The sequence below is a fragment of the Mucilaginibacter sp. GW822-FHT03E02 genome, assembly GCF_058801545.1.
Genome location: NZ_JBXANJ010000001.1, coordinates 5,113,115 through 5,129,942 on the forward strand (window position 1 = coordinate 5,113,115; position 16,828 = coordinate 5,129,942).

A 16,828-nucleotide genomic window follows, 5' to 3' on the forward strand; every position below is an offset into this window, starting at 1 on the left:
GCAGTTTAACGGTATCGCCGGCTCGTCAGGGCTTTGATGCGGACAATGCCCGGCGCTATTGATTTAAACCGGTAACCGCTGGTAAGGAAGATGTTTTCCTTTTCCTCAGCGGAGTTCCACCGTTTTGCCCCCGTGGCCGCTTTGATGCATAACCGGATGGCCGATTTTGTCAGGATGCTGAATTTCCGGGTAAAAGGCAGGTTTCCAAAATCAATGACTTTAGCGTAGGTTTTCAATACATCATGTGCCCGGATAAAGCCCTCCATGAGTTTTTGATTGTATTCCGCCGTTAGGCGTTCTGCGGTGATGAAATGTTTAAAAAGGAGCGTATCGAGGTAGTATAGCCGGTAGCCCATTAACAGAAAACGCATGCACATTTCGGAATCCTCGCCGGAGCTAAGCTCATCCGCCTTGCGACCGGTCAGCAGCGAAGGGAATTCTTCGAATGCTTTATCATATAAGGCTTTCCTGACCACCAGGCCACTGCCCCATAAATACTTCCGCCGGGATACGTCTCCCGAAATGTCCGCCTGCTGACCGACTGCATAATTATTCGCGGAGCCGTTAAACCACCCGGGTAAGGGGATGTCTGCCACCGCAGTGCTCCTGCCGCCCAGCGCGGCTACTCCGGGATAGATGCGCATAGCAGCATAGGCGGTTTTTAAATAGGCGGCATCCAGCCAGTTGTCATCATCGCAAAAGACAACGTACGGGAAGCGGGAAGACTGAATACCTTTATCCCTTGCATGGCTAAGGCCTGGCCTGGTTTCAGTGACGATTTCAAACCGGACCCGGGGGACTTGATATTGTTGCCATTCCCGGATGGCCACCGTCGCGGTAAGATCAGCTGAGGCATTGTCTACCAGGATAACCTCCCATGGTACCTGGGGCGGAATTTCCTGCAAGGCCAGGTGTTTTAACGTTTGCGGCAGGCGCAAAGCGCTGTTGTAACAACAAACAATGACAGAAATACCGTCTTCCTCCGTTTTCATCTGATAATGGACTTGATCAGCCGCCGGAGTGCCGGCAGCACCCGGGGATGGTTCAGTTCCCTGTTGATTATGTCCTCCAGGTAGGAGATGTGCCGCTGACTTTCCAGTTGCACGTCCAGCTTTAACTGGAGTAATTCCGGGTGGACATAGGCGGGTACAAGTTCTGAAACCGGGAAACCCAGCTGCGGTATAAGCTCTTTTTTTACATACAGGAGCATATTTTGCCTGTACCACCAGTCCACCCGGGGGTTGTTCCAAAAAACGGGCCGCAGGTTGTCAACCGGTAAAAAATCAATGGCTCTAAATTTAGCCTGCCAGTAGGCAGGCCACTGCTCGTTGATATGGAACTGCCCACCCTGGCCGGGTATGCCGGCGGAGAACAAAATAATGTCGCTGAAGTCTGTCAGCATACGGACGATATGGTCCGCGTCTTTTTCCGGGAGATGCTCGGCCACCTCGAGGCAAATCGCAAGGTCGTATTTCATATCGGCCTGTATCGGGAGTGTCAGGTTATGCTGTACAAATGTATCTTCGGGTATGCAAAGCATCCCGCGGTCCACATGGATCCCGTCAATCCCCCGGATTTTCGCGGCGCCTAATTCCCGCGCAACCTTGAGCCAGCTCCCGGTGCCGCAACCGATATCAGCGACGGAACGTGGCTTTAATATTTGGAATAGGTAGGGCAGTACCTCAGCCGCTGCGGCTGAGTTGTGGATAGCTTCGGTGTGGATATAGTTAATTTTCATTTGGCGCGGCTCCCTGGCGGATCTGTAAAACGCGGATAATTTAGCATGGTTTAATCGTTTTGTTCACATTGACCAGTTCCCAGTCCGGGGGGTAGATACCGTCCGGCCATGGCTTGTCGATGATATGCCCCATGAAATGTTCGGGGGCGAAAATTTTTTTATGCGGCCGGGTGTTCAGCCATGCTCCCCACCAGCTAAAGGTACTGTTGGCAATCACGCAGACGTCGGCGTTCAGCAGGTGTTGAAAATCGCTGATCATATCGCCGTCGGAAATTAATTTGTTTTGGATATAGCTGAATTCGAGGGCGATGTCCGTGGTGTCGTCGCTGACGAAAACAAAAAGGGCGTCTTTAGTTCGTAGTGGCCCAAGGATATGATGATAATAGCTCATTGGTAAAGACAGGTCATTGCCGCCGAGATTCAGATGGCCTAGATGCAGGTAATCAGATTTGCGGATATGGACCGTAATGATCTTTTTACCGCTGAATAGCTGCCCGTAATGTTCATGATATGCGGCACTGAACTGCCGTTTTACCTGGAATAATTTTCGCAGGTCATCGCTATACTCCAGGAAGTAATCCTCGGAAAGAAAATAGCCTTCGAACAGGGTTTTGTTCTGTATACCGGAAATGACCCCGGATTTTTCGGCATCCGCAGGAAAGGAGGCCTTGCCATACGTCATATAGCGTTGCAGCAGCAGGTAAAATTGCTGCTGCAGAAAGACAGAAAAAAAATTGCGGTACCCCCTGATACGGAATACCCGGCTTTCGAAAAAAACACTGAAACTGAATGGAATATCAAAATAATCCTGTATCATCAGTTCCTGTTCACGCTGGTCCATAAAGAAAGCGGTTCTTAATCTTTTCGCCGCCGCGTAGGCGAAGGCATACTGAAACAATTGATTCCCTAACCTACCTTGTATCTTTATCCCTATCATGGTTTAACAAACCAAAAACACCCGCAGCCCCAGTGCTGTTTATCGGCATCTTCGGGCGATGCATGCAGGATCATGCCCGTTTCCAGGTAATTATCCGGGACGAGCGAGAACTCTTTTAGCGTAAATGAATCAAAATAGCTGCAAATCTGCTGGTACGAATAGATCCGGTGTGCGTTGAAAGCCAGTTTCGGAATGCCTGTCGGCACGACGATGATCAGGTTTCCGCCGGGGGATACTACCCTTTTTAGTTCCCTGATCGCCTTCAAATCGGCATCCGGATCAATTTTTTCGCCATACCTGCCCAGTCCGATGTGCTCGATCGTGTGCATACAGGACAACGAATGGATACTGCCGGTCTCAAACTGGAGGTTGGTCAGGTCCGTTTTTCCCGTTGTCAAGCCTTCCAGCTGTAAAGGGGCGGGACGGTAGTCATAAAATTCTACCTGCTGATAGGCCGAAACCATCGTACAGAAATGCAGCGTCGACGATATATCAACATGTACTGCCGGCCCGATTTTTTTGACCACCCGGGCAGCCCAGGCCGGATGATAGGTATAATGGCCTTCAAAATAGGTTAAATCCGTCTTATCATTAAGGCAAGGGTAAATATCCGCCCAGTCCTGCTTAAAACGCCCGGATTTATCGAGACTCTTCAGCAGGGCAAACTCTTTTTTAAAGGACTTCCATTTATCGGTTTTGTCTTTTTTCGCGTGGTAAAAACCCCTCAGCCGGTCGAGGACAATGGTCATGCTAATCATTTATTGGGATCTCGGGTGTCTGGATTGGTTTTATTGAAGCGAAGCTTTTGACGGAACACAGGAAAGCGGCCATAAGTGTTTAACGAATGCCGGCACTGTTTTGTTTTGGAAGCGCCTGTTATTTTCCCCTGTTGCCCCAATACGTGCTGTTGATAAAAATCGTGTTGATATAGGTATCGGCATATACGAAGAAGCCGTTGGCCTCGAAATACGTAAAAATCGCTTCATTTTTTGGTGCCGAAAGGTCTTCCGTGTAACTGAGCGTTTCCACGCAGAAAACGGTTCGGGTATATTGCGCTAAATTTAAGGTCTTCAGGATCTGGTAATCCAGGCCCTCGACATCGATCGAAATAAAATCCGGCCCGTTTGCCCCGGTGAAATAGGTTTCAACGATGGCCTGTAACGGTATCACTTTGATTTTTCTGATTGACTGGACCGAATAGGTTCCGTAAGCGGCTATCCGGTCGGCTTCTTCTTTTGAAAACGTATTGAGCACCCTGTTGGACATCACGTAAAAATCCAGTGTCTCTGCTGCTTCCAGGCCGACGCCGACATTGAGGTTCACATCGCCGGGCCGCCATCTGTTGAATTCGGCTATTAAATCCGGGTCTGCTTCCACATTGATGCCGGTTGATCCCTGGAGGTAAAACAGGTAAGTATTGCTCAGGTTGGTCGGGTGATTGGCGCCGACGTCAATATAGGACGGTTTTTCAATGCCCAGCGCCTGGAAAATGGCCAGCAGTATCCGGTCTTCGCCGCACTGCGCATAAGTCCGCTGAAAAGTATCCGGTTTTTTGCGCAGCAATGCACGAAAATACGATCGGGCAGTTCTAAAAATGCGCTTCATGGGCCTTGATTGTTTCAAATTTCATCTGATTGATAATTATACCGGTATTGACCTCGTAGCTGATGATCTCCGGGTTCGAAGACTGATCCAGCCCGATGGTAAATACCAGGGCGTCACCGACATATTGTATCGTGTTTTTGGCGATGGACAGGCCGATCCCGATCGTATAGGTGCCGACCGCCAGGCGCAGGGTGTCCATATGAAAAAAACTGTGGTAGCTGCCTTCGGAAAGGCTGGCGGGCGTTGTCCAGGTGGTAGTGACCGGGATACTTTGGTGCATAATGCCCACCGCGCATATGATATCTTTTTGAGGTACACGTACATGGTAGGTTACTTTGATCGTGAAATTGCTTTGCATGCTGATCTCATTGGTACGGTTGCCGGCCTCATTGATGATATCCGCCGCCAGGAGCGATATGGATAAACCTTTATTCACTTTGAATAAGGCACCTGGCTGGCTGTTGTCCGTTTTCAGATATTCATTGATGACCGGAGCTGCAGGCCCCAGCCGCTCAAGCTGGCCGTTGTTCAGTAAAATCGCCTGCTGGCAGAGCTGGCTGATACTGGCCATGTTATGACTGACGAACAACACGGTCCGGCCTTTCCCCTTGCTCACTTCACCCATTTTTCCAATGCATTTTTTTTGAAAGTCGGCGTCACCGACGGCCAGAACTTCATCAACGATCAGGATCTCGGCTTCAAGGTGGGCGGCTACGGCGAAGGCCAGCCGGACATACATGCCGGATGAATAACGTTTTACCGGGGTGTCAATATATCTCTCCACGCCCGAAAAATCGACGATCTCGTCGAAATTTCGTTTGATTTCGGCTTTTCTCATACCCAGGATAGCACCATTCAGGTAAATGTTTTCTCTGCCGCTTAGCTCAGGATGAAAGCCTGTGCCGACCTCCAGCAGGCTGGCTATCCGGCCCCGTATCTTGACAGATCCCGAAGTCGGTGCCGTCACCCGGCTTAAAATTTTGAGCAGGGTGCTCTTTCCGGCACCATTCCGGCCGATAACGCCAACAGCGTCCCCCTGGCCAATTTCAAAACTGATATCCTTTAAACTCCATACGATATCGCTTTCACCTTTTTTAGAACGGTCATTAACCTCGCCGATCTTCAAAAAAGGATCTTCTTTGCCCCGGACCCTGGCCCAGTAGCGCTCCAGGTCCCGGGAAATAGTCCCCGTTCCGATTTCTCCCAGTTGGTAGGCTTTGGAAAGTTTTTCTACTTTAATTACCGTGGCCATTATACAGTATCAATAAATGTGCGTTCAACACGGTTAAAAATGATGATGCCGGCTAAAAGGATGATGGTGGTGATCACCGCGGTCACCCCTAAGGAGAGCATCGTAAAGGTGCCTTTGCCCAGGAAACCATACCTGAAGGCCTCGATGATCGGGGTCATCGGGTTATATTCCACCAGCCATTCGTATTTCGGGTATTTCTCCTTTACCGTGGATAAGGGGTAGATAACCGTTGTTAAATACATCATCAGCTGGATACCAAACGTAATCAGGAAGCTCAGATCGCGGTATTTGGTGGTCATTGCAGAAATGATCATGCCAAGTCCAAGGCCAAGCATCGCCATCAGGATCAGTAAAAAAGGGAACAACAACAGGTAAATGTTGGGGTGTACATTGGATCCCTTGATGGCGTAGAACCCCATCGTCATAAAAAAAAGGGCCATCTGCACCGCAAAACGGATCAGGTTAGAAACCACGATACTGAGCGGAACAATTAGCCTGGGAAAGTAAACCTTGCCAAAAAGCCCGGCATTCGCTGTAAAAACGGTCGAGGTTTTGGTGAGGCAATCGGCAAAGTAATTCCAGGCCGTAATACCGGCCATGTAGAAGAGGGGCTTGTCCAGGTTATCGGCCGATATATTGGCCAGGTTGCCAAAAATAAAAGTGTAAATGATGGTGGTAAACAAGGGCTGGATAAAAAACCAGAGTGGCCCGAGGATCGTTTGCTTATAAAATGAAACAAAATCTCGCCGCACCAGCAGTATCAGCAGGTCGCGGTAATGCCAGACGTCATTCAGCTTTAAGTCGAGCAAACTGCTGTGCGGGGTCAATTCGATGTCCCACTTTTCGTCGTCATGCATACTCATTCGTTTAGCAGCAGGTGTAGTTTTTGCATATAATCGGTTTCGTTAAAATACAGCAGGCATTTTTTTTGGAGGTTCTCACGTATTGCCGGCGTCAGGGGGCTCTCTAAATATCCGGTAATGCAGTCGAACAACTGGTCCGGGTCATCGGGATTAATGGCTTTGCCCAGCTCGCCGTTCCTGATGGCGTCAATACTGCCATCGGCATTGCCGCAAATAACAGGCAAGCCGCAGGCCAGGGCTTCAATAAACACAATGCCAAACCCCTCTTTTTTACTTGGCAGTACAAACATATCGGCCAGTAAAAAATGGTCGGAAAGCTCATGCTCATCAATAAAACCGGTCAATATGACCTGTCCGGCTACATCATGTTGCGTTATCAGCTTTTTTATCCGATCCTCCTCCTCGTCATCGTATTTTCCTGCCAGAATATATTTAATGTCGGGATAGCTGCTTTTGATTTTACTTACGGACTGTATCACATGCTCGTAACCCTTGTATTGCTCGGTGAATGCCAGGCGGGTTAAAGTAAAAATCACCGGTTGGATTTGATCTAGTTTATAGCGCCGCAATAAATAGTCCGGTTTTTGAAAACTGGCGGGCAATTTCATAAAAGGATCGATGGCGTTATTTAGTACATCGCAAATTGCGGGATTAAGGTTATGCCTCACGATCATTTGCCCACGGGTAAAATTACTTACGCATATCACCTTGTCGCAACGTTTCAGCAAATATTCCTTAACCAGCGAAAGCGGCCGCCAAACCTCAATGCCATGTGCAATTACCCATACTTTGCATTGGGGGTTAACTAATTTTATAAATAAGCCGATAACCGCAAGGTTGATATGGCTTAAAATAATGATGTCGGGTTTTACAGACCTGCCTATGGCTTTTAAAACAAAGCCTATACGGTTTACACCAAAGCCTTTAAACGCACTGGCTGGCAGGTATTGAGGCATCAGGTCGTCCGGTTTATCGTATGCCGACCATAACTCAAAGTGCCAGTTAATATTCAGTGACAGCTGATATAAAGAATGCCCCAGTGTGCGGGTCATTTTTTGGATACCACCTGTACTGCTAAACGTCTGCAAGGTAAATAAGATTACTTTTTTAGACATAAGGTTGTATCTGGTAAAGTGCAAAAGCTTTAGACCAGTGGATTTGGTTGTTCTTAAACTTTTTAATCGTGTTTTGTGCCAGCTTGCCTTTATACAGGGCGCTGTCGCTTATGGGGCTGTATTCGCCCATCCAGCGTTGTAAAGGAAAGCTAAACCCCATTTTGGGCCTGTTCCAAACTGCTTGCGGCAGTAAATCGCTAAAGCTATCTATAAGTACCTTTTTAGCTTGCTGCTGACTGAAGCGTATTGAAGGAGAAATGTGTTCAGCCAGATTTGTAAAATCTTCATCTAAAAAGGGCACCCTTACTTCCAGACCGTGGTTCATGCTCATTACATCAGTGTCCCTTAGTAACTGATTTTGCATATAAATGTTTGCTTCAAACCATGATGCTTGTTTGGCATCGTAATTATAATTTTGGGGTACTTCGATGCCGTTGAAAAGGATATCTCTCACTTCGTTTTCGCTGATATCAAGCGCGCGGGCGATGTCGCCCGGCGAAAATAATCCCCGCAACAGCAGGTAATCGGCTATGGGGTGCTCATTAGCCAGAAAGGTAAGTTTTTTGTACGGATCTGGCAGTAAATCATGAGCGGCGGAAAAAAGGAGTGGCGGAATTCTTTTTAAATGCCTGATGTACCTGATCCGGTTGAATGAAGGATAGCCGCCGAAGTATTCATCGGCCCCAACGCCCGACAGCACTGCTTTTAAGCCGTCCTCATGCGCGTATTTACTGATAAACCAACTATTAATGCCATCTGTAGTTGGCATATCCATCGCGCTGATAATTTGCGGCAGGTGGTTTTCAAAATCCTGTTGCCGTACCAGGTGGGGGAAATTCTGACCACTTACTTTATCCAGTACCAGGCGCTGATAGGCTTGTTCGTCGTAGCTTTTTTCATTAAAAAAAATGGATATCGTTTTAAGCTGCTCCTTTTTTTCTTTATCGGCCAGGAGGGTGATCAGGCTGGAATCCGTGCCGCCACTTAAAAATACACCTAAGGGTGCATCAGCTATAAGCTGGCAGTGTACTCCCTTTGTCAAAGCCTCTTTTATCAGGTACTTTGCTTCTTCAGCATCGGTTATCTGATCTTTAGGTTGCCCTTTTATTTTATAAGCGTTTATAATGTGGGTGGAAGAGACGTGGTCCCAGCATAAATAATGGCTTTTGGGAAGACTGAAAACATTTTTCAGGGTAGTATAAGGTTCTGGTACATGACCAAAAGCTAAAAAACGTACCGGCCACGCAGCATCCTGCTCCGTAGCTATGCCGGCCGCAGGGAAAGCCCTCGTTTCTGATGCAAAACTCAACTGGCCGGACCGGGTAAAATAATACAAAGGCTTTATGCCGGCAGTATCGCGCACAAGATAAGTGAGTTTTTTAAGGCTATCAAATAAGGCAAAGGCAAACATCCCCCTAAACCTGGCGAAGGCATCAGTCCCCCATTGCAGGTAGGCGGCGATGATAACTTCCGTATCCGTAACAGAGGTAAATACCGCCCCAAGTTTTATAAGCTCATTCCTAAGTTCGAGGTAGTTATAAATTTCCCCGTTAAAAGTTATCCATGTTTTCTGCCTTACATCGGACATGGGTTGGTGTCCGTTTGCGCTCAGGTCGATAATTGATAGCCGCCGGTGGCCAAAAGCAAGGTGGTGCTCTTCGTCAGCAAAAATACCCTCATCATCAGGGCCGCCGTGCTGCAGGACCCGGCACATGGCCTTAACCTGTTTGCTAATTACCGCTGCTGGGGCACCCGTGTTAATTACGCCTGCGATCCGGCACATATAGAATCTTGTCTGTTCATAGCTTCGCCCCGTAAGTCACAGGGTTTGTCTGTAACTTATTGTAAAACAGCTGCTTGTTTTTTTTAAATATCAGCCTCTGTTATCTTATATATATACCGGCCTGTAATGGCCGGTATATACTTTTTGTTTAAAAATAAATAATTTCAGTTAAAATCGTTCAATGTATGATGCCGCAACATGTACGATGATGGAGCATCCGATACTTTCGAGCCTCAATATCAATTGCTTCTGAGACCGTTGTGCGATGATCTCACCGGTCATGCCTTTTAACGGTCCTGCTTTGATGATGATTTTTTCCCCGGGTTGAAGGTTCTCTTCGGTTACCTCTAATTCAAAGGGGCTGGCCATAAGTAACTTTAACTCCGTTATCTGGCGGCCGGGCATTGACGCAGGCCCCCCCATGAAATATAAAAACCTTGATATACCTTTTGTCATCAATATATCAGCCTGCTCATGTTGGGCAATGTTAACAAATATGTATGACTTAAGAAAGGGTTCTTCTACCCATTTTTTACGGTCGCTCCATTGTCTGAGCTGGCGGTGCAGGGGGAGGTAGGCTTCAATTCCCTTGTCAGTCAATGCCTGGTACGCTTTTTTTTCGGCCCGTGGCTGCGTATAAACAGGATACCATTTTTTTGTTAAGCCTGCATTCAAATCCATCCTTTTAATTAAACAGTGTTTTTATTTAAACCATTTCCTGATATCCCACCATTTTTCTTTATTATCATCCAGGTAATATCCGGATCCCGAGTAACCGCTGTAATCGGAGTAGTAGTAATACCTGGACCCGGCGCTGTCTCCGGTAAATTTGGTGGTATAATATCTGGAATGTAAAAGGTCTTCTTCATAAGCATTCAATACAATGACCGTATTATCCAGGTGATACTCCTGGGCTACCCTTTGCGGTACCGAGGCTGCATAATACCTCGACTTGCCCGAGCGGATTACAAAAACATTGATATCGCTGATCCGGATGAGCGGGATGGCATCGGAGACCAGCCCGATAGGGGCGGTGTCGATCATAATGATATCATACCGGAGTTTCAGCTGGCCGATCAGCGCGACCATGCGGTCACTGTGCAGTAATTCGGAAGGGTTAGGTGGAACAGGTCCCGAAACGATAAAATCCAGGTTAGACTGGTCGGAATGCAATATAATTTCTTCCATCCCGGTCTGGTGGGCAAGATAATTACTTAAACCCTGGTCATTGGGCACATGGAATGTTTTGTGCAACCTGGAGCGTCTTAAATCTGCCCCGATAAGGACTACTTTTTTGTCGATAAGCGATAAGGTGCTTGATAAGTTAACCGCCACAAACGATTTGCCTTCACCCGCCACTTCAGAGGTTATGCAGATAATTTTGCTCGATTTTTCGGAAGCCAGGAAACTCAGGTTGGTGCGTACCGAGCGCACAGATTCGGCAAAAATTGACCGGGGTTTGCTGAGCGCTAAAATTTGCCTGCTGTTTTCGTCAATGGCTTCGGGGTATTTCCTGATCACTCCCAATATGGGTATCGCTGTCAGGCTTTCAATAGTTTCCTTATCATAGATATAGGGGTTTAACACGCGAATCAGGATGATCAGCCCCAGTCCGATAGCCAGGCCGAAAATAATAGCGGAACGGTGGATGTCATGCTCATTGGGCGATACCGCGTTAAAATTGGGCTGTGCAAATTCTATAACGGTGGCTCCGGGCAAAATTCCGGCGCGGCTGATCTGGGCCTCCAGCTTTTTCTCAGATAAGAAAGAGTAAACTTTGTCATTAATTTCAAAATCCCTTTGTAAGCTTACCATGTCGCGCTGGGCGGCGGGCAGCGCCATGATCGTCTGGTTAACCTGTGCCAGCTGGCTGTCCAAATACGAGAGGTTTTTTTCCAGGCCGCTGCGGATGCCCTTGATGTTGTTAAGTGCGGTAAGTTTCGTTTGCAGGATCTGCTGGTTGACTTCCTGTAAAGGCTGTGAGTTTGCGGTGAAAGTTTTTAACAAGCCCGATCTTTCCGATATCAGTGCGTCCAGCTTGCTGATCAGTGCATTTAACGCAGGTAAATCTGTCCCGCCCGCGCTGAAGTTGACGGTAACATTATCCTTTTCCCTGGTGATCTGCTCTTTCAGCTGGTCAAGCGCAATCAGCTGGATTTTCAGTAAGGACCTGCTCGTTTCTATTTCGGCGGCCTTGGTAGCCGAGGTGGTCGAGGCGGCGCTGACATCAAGTATTTTGGTCTTGTTTTTATATTTCTCGATCGAGGTTTCCGATCCTTTAACCTCGTTGGACAGGAAGGACAGCTGGCTGTCGATAAATTCGATCATTTGCGATGCCGACTGCGCTTTCTGGTTGCGGTCGAAGATCACATATTCCTTCATAATGTTGTTCAGCACATCTGCTGCAAACTGGGGATTGGAGTCCGTTTCCTGTAAAGAAATGATATTGGTATTTTTTCCGGTTTCGCCTGCTCTTAAACCTCCCTGGACCCTGCCCACATAGTCTTCAGGGATGTTGAAGTTGAACATATAGATGGTATTGTTATCAATCATCCCGGGATACCTGATGCTAAAGCTGGTATTGCCGATGGTTACAGGGGCATTATACGTGTAATTGTTTTTAATTTCTTTCTTGCCGGACTTATAGGACAGGCTGAACGTTTTCCTGTCTACCGGGCGGAAACTCATTAGTCCATGGAAAAAATTCAGGCTGTCAAACTTGATCAGTAGTATGTTTAACGGCTTTGAAGGATAGATTTCGGTGGTACGTACCCGCCCGGACAAATAAAAACCGACCCGGTAATCCATATCTTTGACCGCGCTGAGGATCACGCCGCGGCTTTGCAGCACGGAGGTAATGCTTTGTATTTTTGAGGGTCCCCGGTCAGGAACGGTCATTACCGCAATAATATCAGAGACTTCCGATTTCTTTTCTTCGATTTTCAAGGTACCTGATGTCGCATAGGTTTTTGGCGTATACCATAAATAAGTATAGGATATTAACACGGCGATGCCCACTGATGCGGCTATCCAGTACCAGCGGCTTAATATGATCTTGCCGATCTTAATATAATCAATTTCCTGGCTGGGTAGTTTTCGTTGATTTTTTTCTGTCTCTTCCATCAGTGGCGGGATAGGGATAAAATGACCAGGGCCGTATTAAATAAAAGTAATATCGGCTGAACCAGGGTGGATACATTTTGTAGGTTATCGTTCCGTACCGCGCGTTTGTTCTGGGATACATAGACAATATCGCCATTCTGAAGTATGGCCCTGGGATCATTGATCGATTGTATATCTCTCAGGTTGATATAGGTCACCTGCGGATTTAACTGGTCGCCCCGTATAATTTTAATATTGGTTTCATTGGCCCGGTCGGTGAGGCCACCTGCCTGGCCGATCATTTCAACCAGTGTGGTCCTGTCCTTGACCAGCGGGAAACTGCCCTGCCCCCTGACTTCGCCAAGGAGCGTGACCTTGAGATTTGTAATTTTCAACTCGATGATGGGATCTTTTAACAGGTTTTTACGGTAAAGGTCTTCAATAAGTTTAGCCGCCTGGGAGCGGGTCAGGCCCGATACGGCAACATGACCGATGACCGGCAGGGCCACCGTTCCGTCTTCCTCCACCTGGTAGATTTGTGCTGCTCCGCCGCCTCCGCTGCCGCCGCTGCCTGAAGCCGAAGGCGCTTCATCTACTACATACCTGATATTCTGCAGGTTCCGGATCTGGAGCAGGTCCTGCTGTTTGATCTGGTAACTTCGTAAATCTTTAGCGGTAATTTGTGATGTATCCATAACCGCTCTTTTCTGTTCGAAAAGGGACTGGTATTGTTTACCCGAACAGGAGGTTAAAACAAGCGTTATTAAAAAGAAAGAAAAAAAATAGATTATTATACGCATCGCGACGATAACTTATATTTAATGTGTTATAATTGTATATAATTTCAAAATTACACAATTTGCGGGTATAACCGCAGTGTATTTTTTCAGTTTCAGGGTTTGAGAATATCATTGATTACTGTTGTTTATAATGCCCAGGATACCATTGCGAGATGTATCGAATCCGTCATCAGCCAAAAATACCCCGGAATTGAATATATCATCATCGATGGCGGATCAACGGATAACACCCTGCAGATAATCACTCAATACCGTTCTTCCATCGATATCCTGGTCTCCGAACCGGATAAAGGCATATATGATGCCATGAATAAAGGGATCAGGCTCGCTACCGGGCAAATCATAGGAACCCTGAATGCCGACGACCGTTTGGCCGCAGCGGATGTTTTATCGGCAGTAGCCCAGGTATTTACAGAAAGCGATGCGGAGGCTGTATACGGGAACCTGATCTATGTGCATCCGGACGGGAGAATTAAACGCAGATGGCAGTCGAAACCATGTGGCGTAAATTCCTTTAACCGGGGTTTTATGCCCCCGCATCCCACCTTTTATTGCAGGCGCGAATTGTTTGCCAAATTAGGTTTTTACAATCTTGCGTACGGTTCTGCCGCAGATTATGAATTAATGGTCAGGTTTATGCACTACCACCAGGTAAGAAATGCTTATTTAAATAAAGTGCTGGTGGTGATGCAGGATGGCGGCGTCAGTAACCGCAGCTTCAAAAACAGACTGAAGGCCTGGGCCTTTGATTTAAAAGCAATGCATCAAAATCATATTTTAATTCCCCTGCTTGCCCTTATGTTAAAACCATTGCGGAAAATTGGCCAATTTTTTTAATTTGCAATTAAACTTTTTTTTTTCGCTTGCGTATAACAGCTTAATAATGATAATAATAATCAAAATGCCCCAACACAATGCTTGAATTTTTACATTCTTCACATGTTCTTTACGATATTTTAATTCTTGTGTTTGCAGGACTGATCACCCTGTTATGTATTCCGTCCATTTTACATGTAGCCCGGTCCAGGCATTTGTATGACGATGTTGGCCATTTCAGGAAGCAACATGATCATGGAATTCCCCGGTTGGGCGGCGTAGCTATTTTTGTAAGCTTTACCATCACGACCCTGTTGTTTAGTATCATTGATAAGGCACTGCCTGTCAGTTACCTGCTGATTTCCTGCATCATTCTTTTTGCCATGGGGCTGAAGGACGATCTTTCCGGCGTCAATTCAAGTACTAAGTTTTTTATCCAGTTTGTGGTGGCCCTGATCCTGGTATTGCTGGGCGATATCCGCATAACCAGCATGTATGGTGTATTTGGTATTACGCAATTGCCTTATATACCCAGCGCCGCCCTCTCCGTATTGCTGATCATGCTCATTGTCAATTCCTTTAATTTGATTGACGGAATAGACGGTTTGGCCGCGACGACGGGCATCATTGTCAACAGCACATTTGCTTTTTTATTTATGTATATCCGGCAGTATGAACTCGCTGCTGTTTCGCTGGCCATGGTGGGTGCTATTATCGGATTTTTGAAATATAATATTACGCCTGCCAAAATATTCATGGGCGATACCGGCGCCCTGCTCATTGGCTTGATATCGGCGGTCATGGCCGTGAAATTTATAGAGGTTACCAAAATTGCGCGGATCAGTGTACCGGCTATCGGCTGCGCCCCCGCATTGACCATTGCCATACTGATAGGCCCGGTATTTGATACCCTGCGGGTTTTTACCCTGCGGATAGCGGGCGGTAAATCACCTTTCGAGGCCGACAGGAACCATATCCATCACCGGATATTGCGGTTAGGGCTTAATCACCTGCAGGCCACCTTGTGTTTATCTGCAATCAATTTATTGTCCATCGGCATGGTATTCCTGTTTAACGGCCTGAGTAATTCCTTACTGATCGTGCTTATTCTCGCAGTTTCGGTAATTGCCAACTGGGTTATTACTTTCAGCCTGCGGTCAAAGGAGCGGGAACACCTGAGTCTCCGGAACTTTATTGCCTGACAGGACGGCTGCTGGAAGTGCCCGGCCGGCAATTCAGCCGGTCAATTCTTTCCCCACCGTGCCGCCGGGCCGTATACCTGCCGGATCCTGCTTCCCGGATTGCAGGGCAAGCGCCGGCTTTTCCACAAAATGCCAGGACAATGCGGCCAATACCAGGGTGACGGCAAATGAACAACAAAAATGCCCGGCGACCGACAGCCCCGGAAATTTCAGGGCCAGCAGCTGCTGCACCGGGAAGGCGTAAATATAAAGCCCATACGAAAAATCCCCCAGCTGATGAAAACCCTTGAGCTGCAACCGGGGATGGTAGGCGAACACCAGCACGCCGTATAGCAGCACGAGGTCAAAGATGGATTCGATAAAAGGGCACCTGTAATGAAATAAAACCAGGAAACAGCCCGTCATCACAGCCAGCAGCGGGATACTGGGCCGGATTTTATCCCTGCATACATAACAGCACATTCCGCCAAAAAACAACACCCCCCAGCTGGAAAGGTAAGTGCCGACATGTGGCAAATACGGGATACCCCAGCAGGCCGCATAAATAATGACCGTCAGCGGCAGCAAACCCAGGCTTTTGAACTGCTTTTTCAGCAGCAATAATACCGCGCCAATCAACAGTATGCAAAAATACATGAACAGCTCCGCGGGTAACGTCCAGAGCGGCACATTGACACTACCTGACCCCGGGTTGGATGTGAATACACCGGGCAATTCGTAAAAATTACCTTGTAAGGTACTCATCCGCCACACAAAAAGAAGCACATCAGGGTGGGCCAGGTACCGGCGTAAGGGCAGCGTGGTGCAAAGCGGGCCGATTACCAGGGCGCAAAAGACAGCGGCCGGGATTAATCCCGGGAATATACGGAGCGCCCGCGCCAGCACGAAGCGGTTCAGCGTCGGCTGCCGGAACAGGCTTCTGGTAATCAGGTAACCGCTGACGGCAAAAAATATTTTGAGCGCCAGGCTGCCAAAGTCAACCAGCCCGCAAAACTTCCGCAGCGGCTCAGCCGACAGATGCCCGGTCAGCCAGAAGGAATGGGAGAAGATGACCATCGTGGCTGCAAGGAACCTGATAAGATCGAAATTATTATTCCTCCCCGAATCCAAAGATTTGATACTGGCCATGCAGGGCAAATATAATTAAACCGGGATTTTATCGGCAAATCATTTTGCACCTGGTCAGCACCTGTCCGGCCCGGCATCCCGCTTCGCTGGTACCTGCCGGGTCATTTACGGTTAATTATTATTAACATGATGTGAATCAAAAGCCAATAATTGTTGATTATTAATTTGATTAAGTATTTGTATTATTCAAAAGCATGTGTTATTATTGTAATCAATCTAACAATATCACTTTCCATATGAAGCAATTTTACTTTATTACCCCCTTTGGATTTTTCCGGCTTTTGCGCCGCGTGACTTTCTGTAGTGCGTTTATGGTGCCATTGGCCGCCCGGTTATCATTAACGGGGATTTCGCCGTGGTTGATGATTCCCCTGGCGGAACGGTAAGCCGCTATAAAGCCCACACCACTTATTTCCCGGATACCCGCCTGAGGCGCTATGCCGTATTTGCGCACCGTCAATACGAGTTTGCTGAACATGCGGGGACT

General features: G+C 47.5%; 16 protein-coding genes. 2 read left to right on the forward strand and 14 right to left on the reverse strand.

Annotated elements, in window-relative coordinates; translation table 11 throughout:
- Positions 1–5: 5 nt before the first annotated feature.
- The 12 genes from AC1RM2_RS21275 to AC1RM2_RS21330 form a co-directional block, all read right to left on the reverse strand.
- Complete coding sequence (locus AC1RM2_RS21275) at positions 6–992, reverse strand: glycosyltransferase (RefSeq protein WP_492987170.1); 987 nt, start codon at positions 990–992, stop codon at positions 6–8.
- Positions 989–1,738 (reverse strand): class I SAM-dependent methyltransferase, encoded by a 750-nt coding sequence (locus AC1RM2_RS21280; RefSeq protein WP_492987171.1) that lies wholly within the window; start codon positions 1,736–1,738, stop codon positions 989–991. Before AC1RM2_RS21280 ends, AC1RM2_RS21275 begins: the two co-directional genes overlap by 4 nt.
- A gap of 40 nt (positions 1,739–1,778) precedes the next feature.
- Positions 1,779–2,675 carry an alpha-1,2-fucosyltransferase gene (locus AC1RM2_RS21285; RefSeq protein WP_492987172.1) on the reverse strand — a complete coding sequence of 299 codons (897 nt, stop codon included), beginning with the start codon at positions 2,673–2,675 and terminating at the stop codon, positions 1,779–1,781.
- On the reverse strand, positions 2,672–3,424 hold the full coding sequence (locus tag AC1RM2_RS21290) for a DUF268 domain-containing protein (protein WP_492987173.1): 753 nt from the start codon (positions 3,422–3,424) through the stop codon (positions 2,672–2,674). Before AC1RM2_RS21290 ends, AC1RM2_RS21285 begins: the two co-directional genes overlap by 4 nt.
- 127 nt (positions 3,425–3,551) lie before the next feature.
- Positions 3,552–4,280, reverse strand: a complete 729-nt coding sequence (locus AC1RM2_RS21295; RefSeq protein ID WP_492987174.1) for an FkbM family methyltransferase — start codon at positions 4,278–4,280, stop codon at positions 3,552–3,554.
- Entirely contained in the window at positions 4,264–5,532 is a 1,269-nt protein-coding gene (locus tag AC1RM2_RS21300; protein ID WP_492987175.1) for an ABC transporter ATP-binding protein, read from the reverse strand. The genes AC1RM2_RS21295 and AC1RM2_RS21300 overlap by 17 nt, the downstream gene beginning before the upstream one ends.
- Complete coding sequence (locus AC1RM2_RS21305) at positions 5,532–6,395, reverse strand: ABC transporter permease (protein WP_492987176.1); 864 nt, start codon at positions 6,393–6,395, stop codon at positions 5,532–5,534. Before AC1RM2_RS21305 ends, AC1RM2_RS21300 begins: the two co-directional genes overlap by 1 nt.
- Entirely contained in the window at positions 6,392–7,510 is a 1,119-nt protein-coding gene (locus AC1RM2_RS21310; protein WP_492987177.1) for a glycosyltransferase family 4 protein, read from the reverse strand. The genes AC1RM2_RS21305 and AC1RM2_RS21310 overlap by 4 nt, the downstream gene beginning before the upstream one ends.
- A complete protein-coding gene (gene asnB / locus AC1RM2_RS21315) occupies positions 7,503–9,293 on the reverse strand; it encodes an asparagine synthase (glutamine-hydrolyzing) (RefSeq protein WP_492987178.1) in 1,791 nt (596 codons plus the stop codon). Before asnB ends, AC1RM2_RS21310 begins: the two co-directional genes overlap by 8 nt.
- A 168-nt stretch (positions 9,294–9,461) precedes the next feature.
- The gene (locus AC1RM2_RS21320) at positions 9,462–9,974 is read right to left on the reverse strand and encodes a UpxY family transcription antiterminator (protein WP_492987179.1); all 513 of its coding nucleotides are present in this window, start codon (positions 9,972–9,974) and stop codon (positions 9,462–9,464) included.
- A 21-nt stretch (positions 9,975–9,995) separates the two neighbouring features.
- Positions 9,996–12,416 (reverse strand): GumC family protein, encoded by a 2,421-nt coding sequence (locus tag AC1RM2_RS21325; protein WP_492987180.1) that lies wholly within the window; start codon positions 12,414–12,416, stop codon positions 9,996–9,998.
- Entirely contained in the window at positions 12,416–13,090 is a 675-nt protein-coding gene (locus tag AC1RM2_RS21330; RefSeq protein WP_492987181.1) for a polysaccharide biosynthesis/export family protein, read from the reverse strand. Before AC1RM2_RS21330 ends, AC1RM2_RS21325 begins: the two co-directional genes overlap by 1 nt.
- A 204-nt stretch (positions 13,091–13,294) precedes the next feature.
- Between AC1RM2_RS21330 and AC1RM2_RS21335 the strand changes: the two genes are divergently transcribed.
- Together AC1RM2_RS21335 and AC1RM2_RS21340 are read left to right on the forward strand one after the other, a co-directional pair.
- Positions 13,295–14,032, forward strand: a complete 738-nt coding sequence (locus AC1RM2_RS21335; protein ID WP_492987182.1) for a glycosyltransferase family 2 protein — start codon at positions 13,295–13,297, stop codon at positions 14,030–14,032.
- A 77-nt stretch (positions 14,033–14,109) separates the two neighbouring features.
- Positions 14,110–15,213 carry an MraY family glycosyltransferase gene (locus tag AC1RM2_RS21340; RefSeq protein WP_492987183.1) on the forward strand — a complete coding sequence of 368 codons (1,104 nt, stop codon included), beginning with the start codon at positions 14,110–14,112 and terminating at the stop codon, positions 15,211–15,213.
- Positions 15,214–15,246: 33 nt separating this feature from the next.
- Here the strand turns inward: AC1RM2_RS21340 and AC1RM2_RS21345 are convergent, their stop codons facing one another.
- Positions 15,247–16,341, reverse strand: a complete 1,095-nt coding sequence (locus AC1RM2_RS21345; RefSeq protein ID WP_492987185.1) for an acyltransferase family protein — start codon at positions 16,339–16,341, stop codon at positions 15,247–15,249.
- Between the two features lie 247 nt (positions 16,342–16,588).
- Entirely contained in the window at positions 16,589–16,819 is a 231-nt protein-coding gene (locus AC1RM2_RS21350; protein WP_492987186.1) for a hypothetical protein, read from the reverse strand.
- Positions 16,820–16,828: the final 9 nt, after the last annotated feature.